Source organism: Dactylosporangium sp. NPDC051485, assembly GCF_040682015.1.
In the GTDB taxonomy this organism is placed as follows: domain Bacteria; phylum Actinomycetota; class Actinomycetes; order Mycobacteriales; family Micromonosporaceae; genus Dactylosporangium.
Genome location: NZ_JBFAZW010000002.1, coordinates 125,543 through 143,447 on the forward strand (window position 1 = coordinate 125,543; position 17,905 = coordinate 143,447).

A 17,905-nucleotide genomic window follows, 5' to 3' on the forward strand; every position below is an offset into this window, starting at 1 on the left:
GGGGAGGACTCTATGAAGCGGGCGGCGCTGGCGGCGCTCCTGGCCGTTACGGTCGGGCTGGCCGGGTGTGGCAACAACGAGCCGGCGAAGACGAACACACCGGCCCCGGGCGGCGAGTCCAAGGGCGTGACCGGGACCATCACCGTGTTCGCGGCGGCCTCGCTCACCGAGTCGTTCAACAAGATCGGCAAGGACTTCGAGGCGGCGAACCCCGGGACGAAGGTGACGTTCAACTACGCCGGCAGCTCGCAGCTGGCCACCCAGATCAACCAGGGTGCGCCGGCCGACGTGTTCGCCTCGGCGGCCCCGGCCAACATGAAGACCGTCACCGACGCCGGCAACGGGTCCGGGTCGCCGACCACGTTCGTGAAGAACCAGCTGGTCATCGCGGTGCCGAAGGGGAACCCGAAGGGGGTCAAGGGGCTGTCCGACCTCACCAAGCCCGGCGTGAAGGTGGCGCTGTGCGCGGAGCAGGTGCCGTGCGGCGCGGCGGCCAAGAAGGCGCTCGACAAAGCCAGTGTCAAGCTCACGCCGGTCACGCTGGAGCAGGACGTCAAGGCGGCGCTGTCGAAGGTGAAGCTCGGCGAGGTGGACGCGGCGCTGGTGTACCGCACCGACGCCAAGGCCGCCGCGAGTGCCGTCGAAGGGGTCGAGTTCCCCGAGTCGTCGGGGGCGATCAACGAGTACCCGATCGTCGTGCTGAAGAGCGCGCCCAACGCGAGCGGGGCGAAGGCCTTCGTCGACTACGTGCTGTCGGACAAGGGCAAGAGCGTGCTGTCGGATGCCGGCTTCCAGGCGCCGTGACCGTTCCCGGCGGGTACCGGCCGCGCTGCTGGTGCCCGCCGGGCTCGGCCTGGCGTTCCTCGTCCTGCCGCTGGCGGGGCTGCTGATCCGGGCGCCGTGGACGACGCTGCCGCAGCGGCTGGTGGAGCCGGGCGTGCTCACCGCGCTGCGGCTGTCGATGGTGTGCGCCACCCTGGCCACGCTGGTGTGCCTGGTGCTCGGAGTGCCGCTGGCCTGGCTGCTGGCCCGGGTCGACTTTCCCGGGCGGCGGCTGGTGCGGGCGCTGGTCACCGTGCCGCTGGTGCTGCCGCCGGTGGTCGGCGGGGTGGCGCTGCTGCTGGTGTTCGGCCGGCGCGGGCTGCTCGGGGAGTGGCTGGACCGGACCTTCGGGATCACGCTGCCGTTCACCACGACCGCGGTGGTGCTGGCCGAGGCGTTCGTGGCCATGCCGTTCCTGGTCATCGCGGTCGAGGGGGCGCTGCGCGGGGCCGACAGCCGCTACGAGGAGGCCGCGGCGACCCTCGGTGCCGGGCGGTGGACCACGTTCACGCACGTCACGCTGCCGCTGGTGGCGCCCGGCATCGCGGCCGGTGGCGTGCTGTGCTGGGCGCGGGCGCTCGGCGAGTTCGGGGCGACGATCACGTTCGCCGGCAGCTTCCCGGGCCGGACGAGGACGATGCCGCTCGAGGTGTACCTCGCCCTCGAAACCGACCTGCAGGCGGCGATCGTGCTGAGCCTCATCCTCCTGGCCGTCTCCGTCGCGATCCTGGCCTCGCTGCGGGATCGGTGGATCACGGCATGATCGACGCACACCTGGTCGTCCAGCGAGGGGCCTTCGGCCTCGACGCCAGAATCGCCATCGACCGCCACGAAGTCGTCGCGCTGCTCGGGCCCAACGGGGCGGGAAAGACCACGGCGCTGCGGGCGCTCGCCGGGCTCACCCCGCTCACCGAGGGCCACATCACGCTCGACGGCGGCGACCTCGACCGGCCCGCCGAGGGGGTCTGGACGCCGCCGGAGCGCCGGCGCATCGGCGTGGTGTTCCAGGACTACCTGCTGTTCCCGCACCTCAGCGCGCTGGACAACGTCGCCTTCGGGCCCCGCCGCCGGGGCGCCGACCGGCGCGCCGCCCGGGCCGAGGCGCAGGCCTGGCTGGCCCGCGTCGGGCTGGCTGACCTCGCGAAGCGTAAGCCCCGCCAGCTCTCCGGCGGGCAGGCCCAGCGGGTGGCGCTGGCCCGGGCTCTCGCCGTACAGCCGCGCCTGTTGCTCCTCGACGAGCCCCTCGCCGCGCTGGACGCCGGCACGCGCGCGGACACCCGGGCCGAGCTGCAGCGGCACCTCGCCGAGCACCCGGGGGCCACGCTGATCGTGACCCACGACCCGCTCGACGCGCTGGTGCTCGCCGACCGGCTGGTGATCCTCGAGGACGGCGGCGTGGTGCAGGAGGGCGACGCCGCCGAGATCACCGCGCGGCCGCGCACCGAGTACGTGGCCCGGCTGGTCGGGCTCAACCTGTACCGGGGCCGCGCCGACGGGCACACCGTCGACGTCGGCGGGGTCGCGCTCACCGCCGCCGACGCGCTGCACGGCGACGCGTTCGTGGCGTTCCCGCCGTCCGCGGTGGCGCTGCACCCGGCCCGGCCCGACGGCAGCCCGCGCAACGCCTGGCCGGCCACGATCGCCGCGATCCAACGGCACGGCGACAACCTGCGCATCCGGCTCGACGGCCCGCTGCCGGCCGCGGCCGACGTGACCCCGGCCGCGGCGGCCCATCTGGAGCTGACCCCGGGGCGTGAAGTGTGGGCGGCGGTGAAGGCGGCCGAGACGCGGGCCTATCCTGCTTAGTCATGCGCACCGTGTTGATCATTGGGGTCGGGGCCGGAGACCCGGAGCAGGTCACAGTCCAGGCGATCAACGCGATGAACGCCGCCGACGCGTTCTTCGTGCTCGACAAGGGCGAGGCCGCCGCGGAGCTGACCGAGGCCCGCCGCGCGCTGCTGGCGCGGTACGTCACCGGCGAGTACCGCACCGTGGTCATCCCCGACCCGCCCCGCGACCGGCAGGCCGCCGACTACGCCGGGGCGGTGCGGGACTGGCGGGACGAGCGGGCCCGGCTGCTGGCCGAGGCGATCGAGCGCGAACTGCCCGACGGCGGCACCGGGGGCATCCTGGCCTGGGGCGACCCGGCGCTGTACGACGGCACCATCCGCGTGCTGGAGACCATCCGGGCGGCCGGGCACGACGTCGCCTTCGAGGTGATCCCCGGGATCAGCAGCGTGCAGATCCTCACCGCCCGGCACCGGGTGACGCTCAACCGGGTCGCCGGCCCGGTGCACATCACCACCGGCCGCCGCCTGGCCGCGGGCTGGCCGGAGGACTGCGACGACGTGGTGGTCATGCTCGACGCCGGCCTTTCCTGCCAGGTGTACCGCGACCAGCCCATCGACATCTACTGGGGCGCCTACCTCGGCACCCCCGACGAGATCCTCGTCGCCGGGCGGCTGGGCGAGGTGATCGACGAGATCGAGCGGGTGCGCGCCGAGGCCCGGGCCCGCAAGGGCTGGGTCATGGACACGTACCTGCTGCGGCGCACGGGGTCGTAGCGGCTCCTCCAGGCGCGGATCGCGCCGGCGGTTGGAACCAACCGGGCGTGAGCGGCGACAATCCAACCGTGGAGTGTGCGCTGTACCGAGAGGCGCTGTCGGCCCGGATCGACGGCGAGGACGAACCGATCGAGCCCGCGCTCGTCGACGCCCACCTGGCGGGCTGCGCGGGCTGCCGGGAGTGGGAGCGCGAGGCCCGGGCCGTGACCCGCCTCGTGCGGCTGCAGCCGGTGCCCGGCACGCCGCCGCCGGTGGAGGCGCTGCTGGCCGGCTTCAGCGCGCCGAAGCGCTCCGGGGCGGCCGCGAAGAAGCGCCTGGTCCTGGTGCTGCGGGTGCTCCTCGGCGCGTTCGGGGCGGCCCAGTTCGTGCTCGGCATCGCCCAGGCCGCCACCGCGGCGACGACGGCCCACGTGCACGGCTACGGGCACGTCTTCCACGAGTCGGCGGCCTGGAACGTGGCCATCGGGGCCGGCTTCGCCTGGATCGCGACCCGCCGGGGCACGCCGGCCGGCGCGCTGCCGATGCTGACCGCGTTCGTCGCGCTGCTGGCCCTGCTGAGCGCCAGCGACCTGCTGGCCGGGACGGTGGAGACGACCCGGCTGGTGAGCCACGGGTTCGTGCTGGCCGGGTACGCGATCGTCGTCGCCCTGTCCCGCCCGGGCCTCGACCCGGGCCGACCGCCCGCCGGTCGCCAGGGCCCGCCGTGGCGCTGGGGCCGCCCGGCCGGGCTGGACGAGGAGCCGGCCGCGCCCGCGCCCGCCCCGGCCCGCCTGCGTCTGATCGAGGGCCAGGCCCACGCTGGGAATTCCTTGCGCAAGGCCGCCTGACCGGGTTCAGGCTCAGCCGAGCTGGGCGGTCCAGCGGATCACGGCCTCCGTGCGGCTGCGGACGCCCAGCTTGGCGAAGACGTGGTTCAGGTGGTTCTTCACCGTCTTCTCGGTCAGGCGCAGGCGGTGGGCGATGGCGGCGTTGGACAGGCCCTGGCAGAGCAGGGTCATCACGTCCTGCTCGCGGTCGGTCAGGCCGAACCGGGGGCGGGCCGCGTGGCGGGCGCGGGCCTGGTGCTGGTCGCGCAGCATCGAGGCGGCGACCGAGGCGGCGATGGGGGAGAGCCAGCCGCGGCCCGACGCCACCGCGTGGACCGCCCGCAGCAGCTCCGGCGGCTCGAACTCGCCGTGCACGAGGTAGCCGCGGGCGCCCTGCTGCAGCATGTCCGAGATCAGCTGCGGGTCGTCGTCGCTGGTCATGACGAGCACCGAGGTGTACTGCGCGAGCGTGCCGATCACCGACAGCCCGTCGGCGATGGGCATGCGGTGGTCGAGCAGCGTCACGGTGGGGTGCAGGCGGCGGGCGGCATGCAGGCCCTCGCGGCCGTTGGCCGCCTCGGCCAGGATCTCCACGCCCGGGTCGCCCGCCAGGATGCCGAGCAGCGCGCCGCGGACGATCGGGTTGTCGTCCACCACGAGGACCCTGATCACGGGGCGGCCACGACCGCGTGCAGCGGGGCGCGGACCGTGATGGTGGTCCCGGCGCCGGGGGCCGAGTCGATGTACAGCTGGCCTCCGACCGTGCGGGCCCGCTCGGCCATCCCGACGATGCCGAAGTGGCCCGCCGACTGCAGGAGGGACAGGTCGCCGGGCGCGGCGAAGCCCACCCCGTCGTCGGAGATCTCCAGGGTCACGCCCTGGCGGGCAGGGGCGAGGCGGACGTGGACGCGGCCGGCGTACGAGTGCCGGGCCGCGTTGGCGAGGGCCTCGCGCAGGATGCGGGCCAGCTCGTAGCCCACCGCGACGGGCGGGTCGACCGGGGCCAGGTCGGTGCGGGCCGGGATGCCGGTGCGGGCGCTCCACGCGGCGCAAATCTCGGCGACGGCCGCGGCCAGGTCGCGGTCCGCCACGTCCAGGCGCATCTCCTGCAGCAGCTCGCGGGCCTGGCGGGCGGCCGCCTTGGCGCCCGCGGCGACCGTGCCGGCCAGGTGCTCGGCCAGGGCCGGCTGGCGGCGCAGGGAGGAGGGCAGGGCGAGCGCGGCCAGCGAGACGCCGCGCAGGGTCTTGGCGACCGAGTCGTGCAGCTCGCGGGCCAGCCGGGCCCGCTCCTCGGCGGCGGCCGTGCGCTGGGCGGCGGCGACCAGGCTGCGGGAGAGCTCCAGGTGGCGGGTCAGGGCGGCGGTGGCCATGGCGGCGCCGACGCCGGCCAGGGCGCCGGCCATCGGCAGCGGGGCCACGAACGCGGAGATGTCGGCCGGGGGCTCGTTCTCGCGCAGGACCTCGGCGACGACGGCGAAGCCCATCGCGGCGTGCACGGCCCACACCGGCAGCGCGCGCAGGCCGAGGACCACGCCGGCCAGGGCGCCCGCGCCGCCGGAGTAGCAGAAGTAGGCGATGCCGCCGTGGCTGACGGCCAGTACCGCGAACAGGGGCAGGAAATCGGCGGCGATCACCGCGAGCGGCCGCGCGACCAGCCAGGGCCACCGGGCCAGGGCCCCGGCCTGCGCGGCCGTGAGGAGCGTGACCAGGGCGAGCACCGCGACGATCCGCCAGCGGTCCTCGACGAGCAGCAGGCCGGCGGCCGCCGCGCACATCGTCGCCGCCGCGCGGCCGATGAGCACGGCCCGGGCGAGCGCCGCCGCGGCCACCTCGCGGTCGGTCCCCATATCGCGCAACGCTACCGATCGGCGGGCGAGGCGGCGAAGCGCGGCGCGGCCGCTTAAGCCGAATTTCAGCCGCGCCTAATCAGGCGATCATGACCTCATCGAGGTCCGGCGCCGGGGACTCGTCGTTGTAGAGGGTCAGCCGCAGCTCGCCGGCCGGGAGCTCGGCGGTGAAGCGGAACGACTGTGGCACCGTCCACCCCGGGCCGTCCACGTCGAAGATGCGGGCCGGGCCGCCGTTGACGCTGACCTTGAGCCTGCGGTGGCCGTCGGTCTCGTAGAACACGGTGATCTCCCGCGGCCCGGCGACCGGCAGGGTGGCCCGCACGACCAGCCGGCACTCGGCGCACAGGTACCGGACCCGCTTGCCGCCCCGGCAGGTGCCGCAGGCGATGGGCGAGGCGCCGCCGGTGAGCTCGTTGCCCGGGTCCTCGGCCTGGATGTGGATCGGGGCGAAGCTCGGCGCGCCCGCGCTGCCCCGGGCCGGCGGCGGGACCGGGGGCGACGGCGACCCCGACGGACCGGGCTCGGCCTTGTGCTTGGGCGCGATGAGCGGGGGCACGGCCACGGTCGCCGCCGCGATGCCGATGGCCAGCGCGGTCAGCCCGATCCACTGCCGCTCACCCACGGGCGCACCATACGCCAGGGTGGGCGCCGCGAGGAACGCGGCGCCCACCGGGAATGGAGTGGGTCAGGGGAGCAGGTAGTTGTTGTTGAGCACGTACGGCGCGGGCTGCTGGTCGTCGCGGCCGTCGTGGCCCTGGGCGTCGCACTGCCGGGCCGCCACGATGCACCCGTTGATCATCGCGGCCAGGGTCCGGTCGTCCCACGCGTTGAAGAAGTCGTAGTGGAAGGTCGGGCCGGCGCCGCTGGCGAAGTGCACCTTCGACATGTCGCCGTTGACCGGCCACGCCATCTTGAACTCGAGCTTCGGCACGGCGACCGGGTGGTCGTCCGGGCACACCATGCCCGCGGCGCTGTGGCTGTCGATCGGGTACGCCATGTGGCTCTGGTGGTCGGGCGAGTCGAGGTGCAGCCCGTCCCAGCAGCTCGGCGCCTGGTAGCGGATGTTGAGCTTCACGCTGCGATCGGCCGGGCAGGACTTCGGGATGTCCTTGTTCTCGTAGCTGTCGCCGCACTCGAAGCCCTTCTCCGTCGCGGCGAGGAACTTGTCGGCGTCGGTGTTCTTGGCGTTGCCGACCACGAAGCGCAGGCCCTTCGGGAACGGCCGGATGCTGCGGTAGTCGGTGACGCCGGTCTTGTAGTAGATGACCTGCGGGCCCTCCGGGTTCACGGCGACGTCGCCGTTGAGCAGGGTCGGCATCCAGTACGCGGACAGGTCACCCTTGGCCTTGCAGGTGGTCTGCCCCTTGGCCAGCGAGTCGATCGTCGTCGCCGCGTTGGTCGTCGTGTTGCCCATGAACGTGTGCAGGTGCGAGGCGCCCGGCAGGTTCGGGAACACGATCGGGTCGTCGCCGAGGTTGGTCCGGCTCACCGAGCAGTTCGCCTGGAACTCGTGGAAACCACCCTTGTTCGGCGGTATCTCGTGCGAAGGCTTGACGTTCGTGACGGGGTTGGGCGCCATGATCCAACCGGCGGCGGCCGGCCCGGTCGGGATCGGGCCCGCGCTCGACGGGCCGGCGCCGCTCGGCGAGGCCGGCGGGTTGACCGTCGCGGTCGCGGGCGCCGAGGAGGTGCCGAAGACCTGGAACTCCCACAGCGAGTAGCCGTACCCGGTGGCCCGGGCCGTGCCGGTCAGCCGCACGTAGCGGGCGGTGCCGGCCACCGGGATCGTCTGCTTGCCGCCGGTGCCGGACTGGGTGGCGTACACCTGCGTCCACGTCGTGGCGTCGGAGGAGACCTGCAGCGTGAACACGGTCGCGTAGGCCCGCTCCCAGTTCAGCACCACGCGGCCGAGGGTGGCCGGCGCCCCGAGGTCGACCTGCAGCCACTGTGGGTCGGCGAACGCGCTGGACCACCGCGTGCCGGTGTCCCCGTCCACCGCGGCCGAGGCCGGGTAGGCGCGCCCCTCCACGGAGGAGGCCGTGGCCGGCTTGCCCTGCGACAGCGGCTTCTCGTCGGCCGTGGCCGAGTGCAGCGGCCCGGTGGCGAACCAGCCGAGCAGGGCGACGACGGCGACCGCGATGCCGGCCAGCGTGAGCCGGCGCGAGCGGGGCAGGCGTCCAAGGGTTCTCATCGAGTCTCCCGTTGGTAGGCCGCCGCCAAGGTGGCGGGGGCGAGGGAGGCGGTGCGCCCCCACCCCCGCGACGCTATCGACGGCCCGGCCCGCGATCCTGGGCCCAAAGACCCAGACCGGGACCCAGTCCCTGGGCCGCCCAGGGGCCGGCATCGCCTCTCGAATAACGCTATTGTTATGGGGTGGGGGAAGGGGAGTGGGTCGTCGAGTTCCATCCCGACTGCGAGAAATGGGCTGATGGACTGGACCAGGCGGACGCCGAGGCGCTGCTCGCCGCGGTCAGAGTCCTGCGGGACCATGGTCCGGCCCTCGGCCGGCCGCTGGTGGACGTGATCGAGAGCAGCCGGCACGCGAACATGAAGGAGCTGCGGCCGGGCTCGACCGGCCGGAGCGAGGTGCGGGTGCTGTTCGCGTTCGACCTGCAGCGGCGGGCCATTCTGCTGCTGGGCGGGGACAAGAGCGGCAACTGGTCCGGTTGGTACGAGATCAACGTGCCCCTGGCCGACCAGCGGTTCAGCGAGCATCAGGCGTCGCTGCCGGTGGCGATGCGGAAGAGGAGGCGGCGATGAGCCTGAAGGATTGGGAAGCCCGGGTCCTGGCGGCGGAGGGCGCGGAAGCGCGCGTGGCCGAGGTCGAGGAGGAACTGCGGCTGGCCGCCGGGCTCACGGCGCTGCGCGAGCGGGCCGGGCTGACCCAGGCCGAGGTGGCCGACCGGATCGGGGTGTCGCAGCCGCGCGTCGCCGCCATCGAGCGCTCGTCGAACGTCACGCTTGACCTGCTCGAGCGGTACGTCGGGGCGCTGCTGCCCGGCTGCAGCCTGGAGATCGTCGTGGTGCACGGGGGGCGCCGCTTTCCGCTGCTCGTCGCGCCGCCTGGAGCGGCGGGGGGCGCCCGGCGGGCGGCGGCGGCCGTGCGCCGGTCGGCAGCTGTGGGGCGCAAGGGCGCCGCCGGGGCGCGGGCGACCACGACGGTGCGCAGGAAGGCATCCTGACGGCGGCGGCCCGTTGCGGCCGCCGCCGGCGGGCCGGGATCAGGGGAGGAGGTCGGCCAGGGGGACGTCGGGGTCGGCCAGGCGGGCCAGGTCGACCTCGGTGCCGTCGAGGCCGGCGCGGACCAGGTTCTGGATGTCGTCGGTGACGTCCCAGACGTTGGCGTTCATGCCGGCCAGCACGCGGCCGCCCTGCACCCAGAAGGCGATGAACTCCGGGGCCTTCCCGTCCTTGATGGCCGGGTCGCCGCGGAAGACCACCCGGTCGTACCCGCCCGGGGCGGCGTGGCCCGAGTACTCCATGCCGAGGTCGTACTGGTCGGAGAAGAAGTACGGGACGCGGTCGAAGACGACGTCCTCGCCGAGCAGCGCGCGGGCCCCGTACTTGCCGCCGTTCAGGGCGTTGGCCCAGTGCTCGACGCGGATGCGGTGGCCGAGGCGGGGGTGGTGGAGGTTGACCACGTCGCCGGCGGCGTAGACGTCCTCGGCGGAGGTGCGCAGGCCGGCGTCGACCAGGATGCCGTTGTCCACGGCGAGGCCGCCGTCCACGGCCAGTTCGGTGTTGGGCTGGATGCCCACGCCGATCACGGCGATGTCGGCGGGCAGCTCGGTGCCGTCGGTGAGGACGACGGTGGTGAGGCGGCCGTCGGCGCCGCGGAACTCGGCGACCGAGGAGCCGAAGCGGAAGTCGACGCCGTGGGCGCGGTGCAGGTCGGCGTAGATGGTGGCGACCTCGTCGCCCAGGACGCGCTGCAGCGGCAGGTCGGCCTGCTCGACGACGGTGACGTTGCCGCCGTGCCCGCGGGCCGCGGCGGCGGTCTCCAGGCCGATCCAGCCGGCGCCGATGATGACGATGTTGGCTGGCCCAGCCCCCGGAACAGCACCGCGCAGGTGGGCCAGCAGGGCGTCGGACTCGTCGATGGTGCGCAGGTACCGCACGCCCGCGAGGCCGGCGCCCGGGACGTCCAGGGTGCGCACCCGCGAGCCCGTGGTGAGCAGGAGCTTGTCGTAGCGCAGCTCGTCCACCCCGTCGAGGGTGACCGTGTGCGCGGCCGGGTCCAGGTGGGTGACACGGGTGGCGAGGCGCAGGTCGACGTCGTGTTCGGCGTACCACTCGGGTGCGTGCACGAACGCCTTCTCGCGGGCGCCCTCCTTGCCCTGTAGGTGGGCCTTCGACAGCGGCGGGCGCTCGTACGGGCGCTCGGTCTCCTCGCCGATCAGGATCACCTTGCCGTCGAAACCCTCGGCGCGCAGCGTCTCGGCGGCCTTCGCGCCTGCCAGGCTCGCGCCGACGATCACAAACGTTCGTCCATCAGCCATGGATCCAGCCTTTCACGACCGGGACAGCCGTGCGTGCCAGGCCACCGCGGACTGGTCGGTCAGGCTGGCGACCTGGTCGATCACCACGCGCAGGCGGGCCGCGTCGTCGGGGGCGGCCCGCCACATCGGGGCGAAGACCGGGTCGAGGCCGTCGTCCCCGCGCTCGAGCAGCGCGGCGACCAGCGAGCGCAGGAGCTCCACCTCGTCGGAGTACCGCTGCGAAGATCCTGGACGTCGCATGACGTAGCGCAGCGCGATGCCCTTCAGCAACGCGCAGTGGGCGCGCACCAGGGGCGGCACCAGCAGGTCGGCGTCGTAGCGGCGCAGCGGGCGGGGGCCGTGGCGCTCGCGGGTGGCGGCGACCGCGGCCGCGGCGAAGCGACCGGTCAGCACGCTGGTCATCCGTTTGAGGGCGATCTGCGCGCGGTGGCTGCCGTCGTAGTCGTCCAGCGGCTCGAACACCGGGTCGGCGAGCAGGTCCAGCAGGATGGCCTCCAGGTCGGCCGCCGGCTCCTGCGAGTACGCGGCGGCGACGTCGGCGCACAGGGCCCGCCGCTCGCCCGCGTCGGCGCGCAGCGGGGCCAGGTGGACGTACCCCCCGTGAATGCCGTCCTCGAGGTCGTGCACCGAGTAGGCGACGTCGTCGGCCCAGTCCATGACCTGGGCCTCCAGGCAGCGCCGCGGGCCGTCCTCGACGCGCAGCCAGCGGAAGATCTCCAGGTCGTCGGGGTACACGCCGAACTTGCGCTTCCCGGGCTCGCGCGGCCACGGGTACTTCGACACCGCGTCCAGCGAGGCCCGGGTGAGGTTGAGCCCGGCCCCCTCGACCTTGGCCTCCAGCCGGGTGAGCACCCGCAGGGTCTGCGCGTTGCCCTCGAAGCCCCCGCACGCCGCCGAGACCGAGTCCAGCGCGTCCTCGCCGTTGTGCCCGAAGGGCGGGTGGCCGAGGTCGTGGGCCAGCCCGGCGACGTCGACCACGTCCGGGTCGCAGCCCAGCCGCGCGCCCATCTCCCGGGCGATCTGGGCGACCTCCAGGGAGTGGGTGAGCCGGGTGCGCAGGAACGCGTCGGTGCCCGCGGTGTGCACCTGCGTCTTGGCGGCCAGCCGGCGGAACCCGGCCGAGTGCAGCACCCGGGCCCGGTCGCGCTGGAACGGGGTGCGGCCGTTGTCGGCGGGCGTGGTGACCGTGTCCTTGACCGGTTCGGCCACGAAGCGATCGGCGTCGGGATCGGTCACGTATCGAGCTTAGAAGAGTCCTCGTCCCGCGGCGCCGGGATCGACACCGGCGGCAACGAGCACGGCGGTGGCCGGCCAGGCGGCCGTGGCGAAGGTCATCGATGCGGTCGCATGATGCAGAACTCGTTGCCCTCCGGGTCGGCGAGCACCACCCAGGCGGCGTCCTCGGGCCGGTCGACGTCCACGTGACGGGCCCCCATGTTCACCAGCCGCTCCAGCTCGCCGTCCAGGTCGTCGGGGCGAAGATCCAGGTGGAGGCGGTTCTTCGCCTGCGTCTCACCCGAGTGCCGCAGGAACACAATTCGGGGATGGCCGTCGATATCGGGGCCGATGACGACCTCCCGGGGCGATACGCTTTCCACCCGGTGGTCCAGCACTTCGGCCCACCATCGCGCCAGCCGTTCCGGGTCGACCGCGTCCACGATCAGGGCGTGCCAGTGACTCCCCATAACCACCTCCGCGGTCGACGTGGGGACTCACCATACGCCGGGTCGACGGTCGTCGCAGCCTGGTCGGCGGCCGTGCGGGCGGGGCACACTACAACGTTTCCGATGGCCGTGTAGGTGAAACCTGCATATTGCAAAATTCAAAAGCCGAATGGACATCCTTTGCTGTCCGTACGCAGGGAGTAGTCGATCATGGAGCACAGGGTAACTTGCCCGACGTGCCCGTGATCGATGAGTGCCTTCGGCGAGCGATGACCATCCGGGGCGCGATCGGTGCGAGCCTTATCGACTACACCACCGGGCAGACGCTCGGCCTGGAGGGTGGGCAGCCGGACGTCGCCCCGCACGCCGACCCGACCGCTGCCGCCCTCGGCACGGCGAGCGTGATCCATGCGGCAATGCAGACCGCGGCCTATGCCCCGGCGGTGCCGGGCGACTCCGTGGAGGACGTCATCATCAGCACGTCGGCCGCGTACCACCTGATTCGGCCGGTACGCACCACCTTCGACTCCCGACTCATCCTGTACGTCTGGCTCGACCGCAACGAGGGCAACCTGGCCATCGCGCGGCGCCGCGTCCGTTCCTTGGCCGACGACCTCGCGTGAGCGGTCCGGAGCAAAGCGGTCCGGAGCGCACTGCAGCGGCCGCGATTCATGGGAACAGTCCTGGCCTCGCGCTGGCGCCGGAGCGAAGCGGAGGTGACGGCGTGAGCGTTGCCGCAGTGGAGGCGACGGCGGACGTCCCCGGCAAACAGCCGAGCTTCGCCAAGGGCACCACGCCGGCCAAGGCGCTGGTGCAACTCGCCGCGGCCGGCGCGACCGGCGCGCTCACCGTGCACGGCGAGCCCGGCGGGGTCATCTTCCTGCGTGAGGGCCTGGTCAACGGCGTCGAGTCGCCGGCCGCGCCGAGCGTCGACCGGCTGCTCACGGCCGCCGGACTGGTCGATGAGCGGGTGTGGGAGACCATCGCCTCGCGCCCGGCTCGCGCCCTGGTCGAGGGCGGGCACGTCACCGCGGCCGAGATCGAGCTGTGCGCGCTGCAGGCGCTGTACGACGCTGTGTTCTTCGTGCTCGGGACCTCCCGGGCAGAGCTGCGCTTCAATCCGGACATCGAGCACTGGCTCGGCGCCGAGATCGCGGTGACGGCGGACCAGGTGTGCGACTACGTCGCCCGCCAGCGGCGCATGCTCGACGAGGTGCACCCCTCCGAAGCGACTGACAACGCGCCGGTCGTGCCGGTGCTGCGGCCCGGTCTCGATCGGGTGCTCCTGTCCGGCCTGCAGTGGGAGATCGTGCTGCACGCGGACGGTCAGCGCACCCCGCAGGAACTGGCGGGCCTGTTGGGGCGCTCGGCCTATGCGGTGACGCTGGACGTGCGCCGGCTCGCGGCCGCGGGCCTGCTCGTCCTGCCGCAGCCCGCCCCCGAACCCGACCCCGAGACGACCCAGACCGAGATCAAAGCCATTGCCGTGGTACCGCACGAGCCCGAGCTGCTGCCGAAGCGGGTGCCCGGCACGTTCACCTTCGACGACCCGCCGGGGGCGCCGGCCCGTCGCCAGCTGCCGACCGGGGTCAGCGCGCTCGCCGTGCTGCCGGGGGCCATCGACAAGGCGCCGGACGACTCGTTGCTGAAGCGGATTCGCGCGGCGCTGCTATCGCTGCGGTGAAACGGCACGAGCAGTGGCACCGCTGCTTCAAGCGGAGCCCCGGCGTCCTCGACGGTGGCACCGGCTTCTTGGACAGCGGCGCCGGCTTCTTCGGCAGCGGGCGAAAAAGGAGGACAGACTCGATGAGGACCGACGCGGAGCTGCGTGGCGAGCTTCTTGCGGAGCTCGGCCGGCTGCGGCGGGCCGTTCCGGAGATCACCGGATGCCTGGTCGCCAGCACCGACGGCCTGCTCATCGCCGATGACGCCCCTGCACTGGTGGCCGAGGGCGTCGCGGCACTGGCCGCCGCCTGCCTCGGCGTCAGCCAGCGCATCGCCGACAGCGCCGGTCACGACGAGTTCCGGGAGGTGCTCATCCGCAGCTCCGGCGGGTACGTCGCGATGTACCTGGCCGGTCACGGCGCCGTGCTGGTGCTGCTGGCCGCGGCCGACGCCAACGTCGGGCTGCTGCACCACGAGGCCCGTCGCGCCACGGCCGTGCTCTCCCGGGTGGTGGCCGACGCCGTGCTCACCTTCTCGCAAGGATTCCCGGAGCCGGCGCGATGGTGAGCCGCAACGGCGGAGCGCACCGCAGGCCCCGGCGAGCAGAGCCGTCCTCGAACTCCCTCGCTGCAGATGCTTTCACCTCGAATTCCCTTACTTCCCCCCTTCCCACTTCCCCACGGAACGAACTTTCGGAGGTAGCCATGGCGGACATGGAGACTGCGCTCAAGGAACTCATGCAGATCGACGGCGCGATCGGCGTCGCGCTCGTCGACTACAACAGCGGTATGGCGCTCGGCGTGCTGGGCGGGTCGAAGGACCTCGACCTGACCATCGCGGCGGCCGGCAACACCGATGTCGTGCGGGCCAAGATGCGCACCATCGAGATGCTGAACCTCAAGGACGGCATCGAGGACATCCTGATCACGCTGGCCAACCAGTACCACCTGATCCGCCCGGTGACCGGGCGCTCGGGCAAGGGCCTGTTCCTGTACCTCGCGCTGCTGCGCAGCCGGGCCAACCTGGCCCTGGCTCGCCACCAGCTCTCGCGGGTCGAGGACGATATGGAGATTTAGGCGCCGCTTCGCGTGGGCAACGGGCTCGCTTCCGCGGACCCGTCGCCCACGTGAAGCCTGGCTGCAGACCTGGCGTCCGGTTTTACGCCAGCAGGTGTCGTACATTTCGATATATCGGGAATTGGTAGTTGGGGAGCGAAAAAGGCCGGGGCGTCATTGCCCCGGCCTTTCTCTCGCACACCGGGGGACTCGAAACCCCGGTGGTCCATTTACCGGGAGTCGGACCCGGTGGACTCGATGGCGGCGCGCCCGGCCTCCAGGCGGGCGACCGGCACCCGGAACGGCGAGCAGGACACGTAGTCCAGCCCCACCTCGTGGAAGAAATGCACGGAGTCGGGGTCCCCGCCGTGCTCGCCGCAGACGCCGAAGTGCAGCTCCGGCCGGGCCGCCCGGCCCTCCTCGACCGCGATGCGGACCAGCCGGCCGACCCCGTCGCGGTCGATCGACTCGAACGGCGAGACGCCGAAGATGCCGAGCTCGAGGTACCGCCAGAAGAACGCCCCCTCGACGTCGTCCCGCGAGAACCCCCAGCCCATCTGGGTCAGGTCGTTGGTGCCGAACGAGAAGAAGTCGGCGGCCTGGGCGATGTCACCGGCGGTGAGCGCGGCCCGCGGCACCTCGATCATCGTGCCGATCTTCACGTCGACCGCGAACTCCTTGATGATCTTCTCGGCCTCGGCCCGGATCGTCTCCAGCTCCTGCACGGCGCCGACCAGCGGCACCATGATCTCGGGCTGGGCGTCCTCGACGCTGGCGGCCGCCTCGACGATGGCCCGCACCTGCATCGCGAAGAGGCCGGGGATGACCAGGCCCAGGCGCACGCCGCGCAGGCCCAGCATCGGGTTCTCCTCGTGCATCCGGCGCACCGCGTCGAGCAGGTCCTTGTCCCGCCCCGGATCCTCGCCGCGCTCCTCGGCCACGGCCACCTTGACCGCGAGGTCCTCCAGCGGGGGCAGGAACTCGTGCAGCGGCGGGTCGATGAGCCGCACGGTCACCGGCAGGCCGGCCATCTCGCGGAACAGGCCGGTGAAGTCGGCCCGCTGCAGGGGCAGCAGCTCGGCCAGGGCGGCGTCGCGCTGCTCGGCGGTGCGGGCCAGGATCAGCCGCTCGACCAGGCCTCGGCGCTCGCCGAGGAACATGTGCTCGGTGCGGCACAGGCCGACGCCCTGAGCCCCGAAGCGCCGCGCCCGGGCCGCGTCCTCGCCGGTGTCGGCGTTGGTGCGCACCCGCAGGCGGCGGCGCTCGTCGGCGTGCGTGAGGATCCGGTGTACCGCGGAGACGAGCGCATCCGACCGGGGGTCGAGGGCGCCCTCGAAGTACTGGACCACGGGCGAGGGCTGGACGGGCACCTCGCCGAGGTACACTCGCCCGGTCGTGCCGTCGATGGAGATGACGTCGCCCTCGGACACCACGTGCCCGTTCACCGTGAACTGTCCCTTGTGGAGGTTCACGTCGAGCTGGTCGGCGCCGCACACGCAGGTCTTGCCCATGCCGCGGGCGACCACGGCCGCGTGCGAGGTCTTGCCGCCCCGGCTGGTCAGGATGCCCTGGGCGGCGATCATGCCGGGCAGGTCGTCCGGGTTGGTCTCCCGGCGCACCAGGATGACCTGCTCGCCCTCCTTGGCCAGGGCGACCGCGTGCTGGGCGTCGAAGACCGCCTTGCCCACCGCCGCGCCCGGCGAGGCCCCGACCCCGCGGGTCAGCTGCGCCGGCTCGTCGGTGAGGTCGAAGGTGGGGAACATCAGCTGGGCCAGCTGGGCGCCGGTGACCCGCTGGGTGGCCTCGTCGAGGTCGATGACCCCCTCGTCGACGAGGTGGGTGGCGATGACGAAGGCCGCCGCCGCGGTGCGCTTGCCGACCCGGGTCTGCAGCATCCACAGCTTGCCGCGCTCGATGGTGAACTCGATGTCGCAGAGATCCTTGTAGTGCTCCTCGAGCTTGGTCATGATCGCCATCAGCTCGTCGTAGCTGGCCTTGTCGCGGCCCTCGAGATCCTGCAGGGGCATGGTGTTGCGGATGCCGGCTACCACGTCCTCGCCTTGGGCGTTGGCGAGGTAGTCGCCGTACACCCCGCGCTCGCCGGTGGCCGGGTCGCGGGTGAACGCCACGCCGGTGCCGGAGTCGGCCCCCAGGTTGCCGAAGACCATCGCCACCACGTTGACCGCGGTGCCGAGGTCGGCCGGGATGCGCTCCTGGCGGCGGTAGAGCACGGCCCGGTCGGCGTTCCAGGAGCCGAAGACCGCGCCGATGGCCAGGTCGAGCTGCTCCCTCGGGTGCTGGGGGAAGTCCCTTCCGGTGTGCTCGCGGAAGATCCGCTTGTAGTCCTCGACCAGCGCCTTGAGGTGCTCGGCCGCGAGCCCCACGTCTTCGCGGGTGCCGGCGCGGTGCTTGGCGTCCTCCAGGGCGTGGTCGAACTCCTCGCCCGGCACGTCGCAGACGGTCTTGCCGAACATCTGGATCAGGCGCCGGTAGGAGTCCCACGCGAAGCGCTCGTCGCCGCCGGCCTGCGCGGCCAGCCCGGCCACGCTGGCGTCGGTCAGCCCGACGTTGAGGACGGTCTCCATCATCCCGGGCATGGAGAACTTGGCCCCCGAGCGCACCGACACGAGCAGCGGGTCGGCGGCGTCACCCAGCCGGCGGCCCATCTTGTCCTCCAGCGCCGCCAGGTGTGCGCTGATCTCGTCGCCGCACGGGATCTCGCCGGACTCGAGGTACGCGCGGCAGGCGTCCGTGGTGATGGTGAAGCCGGGCGGGACCGGCAGTCCGAGGTTGGTCATCTCGGCGAGGTTGGCGCCTTTGCCGCCCAGCAGGTCCTTGAGGTCTCGGTTGCCCTCTTCGAAGTCGAACACGAACTTCTGCACAACGCCTCCATACCCACGGCGGCACGGCCTGAGTCCTCGTTAGGTGGGGTGTGCGGCACACCGTAAGTCGTCTTTCCGGTTCCTCGCCATGGCGGGTG

The 17,905-nt window shown here is 72.9% G+C and carries 19 protein-coding genes; 11 read left to right on the forward strand and 8 right to left on the reverse strand.

All coding sequences use genetic code 11. The features are described 5' to 3' along the window. Nucleotides 1-12 precede the first annotated feature (12 nt). The 5 genes from modA (at nucleotide 13) to AB0M46_RS01580 (ending at nucleotide 4,213) form a co-directional block, all read left to right on the forward strand. A complete protein-coding gene (gene modA, locus AB0M46_RS01560; RefSeq protein ID WP_363332241.1) occupies nucleotides 13-804 on the forward strand; it encodes a molybdate ABC transporter substrate-binding protein in 792 nt (263 codons plus the stop codon). After that, nucleotides 782-1,585 carry an ABC transporter permease gene (locus AB0M46_RS01565; protein WP_363332242.1) on the forward strand — a complete coding sequence of 268 codons (804 nt, stop codon included), beginning with the start codon at nucleotides 782-784 and terminating at the stop codon, nucleotides 1,583-1,585. The genes modA and AB0M46_RS01565 overlap by 23 nt, the downstream gene beginning before the upstream one ends. Continuing rightward, a complete protein-coding gene (locus tag AB0M46_RS01570) occupies nucleotides 1,582-2,628 on the forward strand; it encodes an ABC transporter ATP-binding protein (protein ID WP_363332243.1) in 1,047 nt (348 codons plus the stop codon). The genes AB0M46_RS01565 and AB0M46_RS01570 overlap by 4 nt, the downstream gene beginning before the upstream one ends. A gap of 2 nt (nucleotides 2,629-2,630) precedes the next feature. Next, entirely contained in the window at nucleotides 2,631-3,386 is a 756-nt protein-coding gene (gene cobF / locus AB0M46_RS01575) for a precorrin-6A synthase (deacetylating) (protein ID WP_363332245.1), read from the forward strand. A 68-nt stretch (nucleotides 3,387-3,454) separates the two neighbouring features. Further along, on the forward strand, nucleotides 3,455-4,213 hold the full coding sequence (locus tag AB0M46_RS01580; RefSeq protein ID WP_363332247.1) for a zf-HC2 domain-containing protein: 759 nt from the start codon (nucleotides 3,455-3,457) through the stop codon (nucleotides 4,211-4,213). A gap of 12 nt (nucleotides 4,214-4,225) precedes the next feature. On the opposite strand, the gene AB0M46_RS01585 is transcribed toward AB0M46_RS01580, so the two are convergent. The 4 genes from AB0M46_RS01585 to AB0M46_RS01600 all read right to left on the reverse strand — a co-directional run bounded on the left by AB0M46_RS01585 (nucleotide 4,226) and on the right by AB0M46_RS01600 (nucleotide 8,233). Then, a complete protein-coding gene (locus AB0M46_RS01585) occupies nucleotides 4,226-4,864 on the reverse strand; it encodes a response regulator transcription factor (RefSeq protein WP_363332248.1) in 639 nt (212 codons plus the stop codon). After that, nucleotides 4,861-6,039: an ATP-binding protein gene (locus tag AB0M46_RS01590; RefSeq protein ID WP_363332249.1), complete on the reverse strand. Its 1,179-nt coding sequence runs from the start codon at nucleotides 6,037-6,039 to the stop codon at nucleotides 4,861-4,863. Before AB0M46_RS01590 ends, AB0M46_RS01585 begins: the two co-directional genes overlap by 4 nt. A gap of 79 nt (nucleotides 6,040-6,118) precedes the next feature. After that, nucleotides 6,119-6,664, reverse strand: coding sequence for a hypothetical protein (locus AB0M46_RS01595; protein ID WP_363332251.1), 546 nt, complete (start codon nucleotides 6,662-6,664; stop codon nucleotides 6,119-6,121). Nucleotides 6,665-6,727: 63 nt separating this feature from the next. Further along, entirely contained in the window at nucleotides 6,728-8,233 is a 1,506-nt protein-coding gene (locus tag AB0M46_RS01600) for a DUF1996 domain-containing protein (protein ID WP_363332253.1), read from the reverse strand. Nucleotides 8,234-8,415: 182 nt separating this feature from the next. On the opposite strand from AB0M46_RS01600, the gene AB0M46_RS01605 reads away from it, so the two are divergent. Further along, nucleotides 8,416-8,802, forward strand: a complete 387-nt coding sequence (locus tag AB0M46_RS01605; protein ID WP_363332255.1) for a type II toxin-antitoxin system RelE/ParE family toxin — start codon at nucleotides 8,416-8,418, stop codon at nucleotides 8,800-8,802. Continuing rightward, entirely contained in the window at nucleotides 8,799-9,224 is a 426-nt protein-coding gene (locus tag AB0M46_RS01610; RefSeq protein ID WP_363332257.1) for a helix-turn-helix domain-containing protein, read from the forward strand. The genes AB0M46_RS01605 and AB0M46_RS01610 overlap by 4 nt, the downstream gene beginning before the upstream one ends. 39 nt (nucleotides 9,225-9,263) lie before the next feature. Here the strand turns inward: AB0M46_RS01610 and AB0M46_RS01615 are convergent, their stop codons facing one another. The 3 genes from AB0M46_RS01615 to AB0M46_RS01625 form a co-directional block, all read right to left on the reverse strand. Further along, nucleotides 9,264-10,541 (reverse strand): FAD-dependent oxidoreductase, encoded by a 1,278-nt coding sequence (locus tag AB0M46_RS01615; RefSeq protein WP_363332258.1) that lies wholly within the window; start codon nucleotides 10,539-10,541, stop codon nucleotides 9,264-9,266. A gap of 12 nt (nucleotides 10,542-10,553) precedes the next feature. Then, nucleotides 10,554-11,777, reverse strand: coding sequence for a deoxyguanosinetriphosphate triphosphohydrolase (locus AB0M46_RS01620; protein WP_363332259.1), 1,224 nt, complete (start codon nucleotides 11,775-11,777; stop codon nucleotides 10,554-10,556). Between the two features lie 95 nt (nucleotides 11,778-11,872). Beyond that, nucleotides 11,873-12,199, reverse strand: coding sequence for a VOC family protein (locus tag AB0M46_RS01625; protein ID WP_363332260.1), 327 nt, complete (start codon nucleotides 12,197-12,199; stop codon nucleotides 11,873-11,875). Nucleotides 12,200-12,441: 242 nt separating this feature from the next. Between AB0M46_RS01625 and AB0M46_RS01630 the strand changes: the two genes are divergently transcribed. The 4 genes from AB0M46_RS01630 (at nucleotide 12,442) to AB0M46_RS01645 (ending at nucleotide 14,946) form a co-directional block, all read left to right on the forward strand. Next, complete coding sequence (locus AB0M46_RS01630; protein ID WP_344614690.1) at nucleotides 12,442-12,828, forward strand: hypothetical protein; 387 nt, start codon at nucleotides 12,442-12,444, stop codon at nucleotides 12,826-12,828. Between the two features lie 101 nt (nucleotides 12,829-12,929). Then, complete coding sequence (locus tag AB0M46_RS01635) at nucleotides 12,930-13,889, forward strand: ADAM 12 protein (RefSeq protein WP_363332261.1); 960 nt, start codon at nucleotides 12,930-12,932, stop codon at nucleotides 13,887-13,889. A gap of 122 nt (nucleotides 13,890-14,011) precedes the next feature. After that, entirely contained in the window at nucleotides 14,012-14,437 is a 426-nt protein-coding gene (locus AB0M46_RS01640) for a roadblock/LC7 domain-containing protein (RefSeq protein WP_363332263.1), read from the forward strand. A 137-nt stretch (nucleotides 14,438-14,574) separates the two neighbouring features. After that, the gene (locus AB0M46_RS01645; RefSeq protein ID WP_363332264.1) at nucleotides 14,575-14,946 is read left to right on the forward strand and encodes a hypothetical protein; all 372 of its coding nucleotides are present in this window, start codon (nucleotides 14,575-14,577) and stop codon (nucleotides 14,944-14,946) included. A gap of 209 nt (nucleotides 14,947-15,155) precedes the next feature. On the opposite strand, the gene ppdK is transcribed toward AB0M46_RS01645, so the two are convergent. Then, the gene (gene ppdK / locus AB0M46_RS01650) at nucleotides 15,156-17,807 is read right to left on the reverse strand and encodes a pyruvate, phosphate dikinase (protein WP_363332265.1); all 2,652 of its coding nucleotides are present in this window, start codon (nucleotides 17,805-17,807) and stop codon (nucleotides 15,156-15,158) included. Nucleotides 17,808-17,905 lie beyond the last annotated feature (98 nt).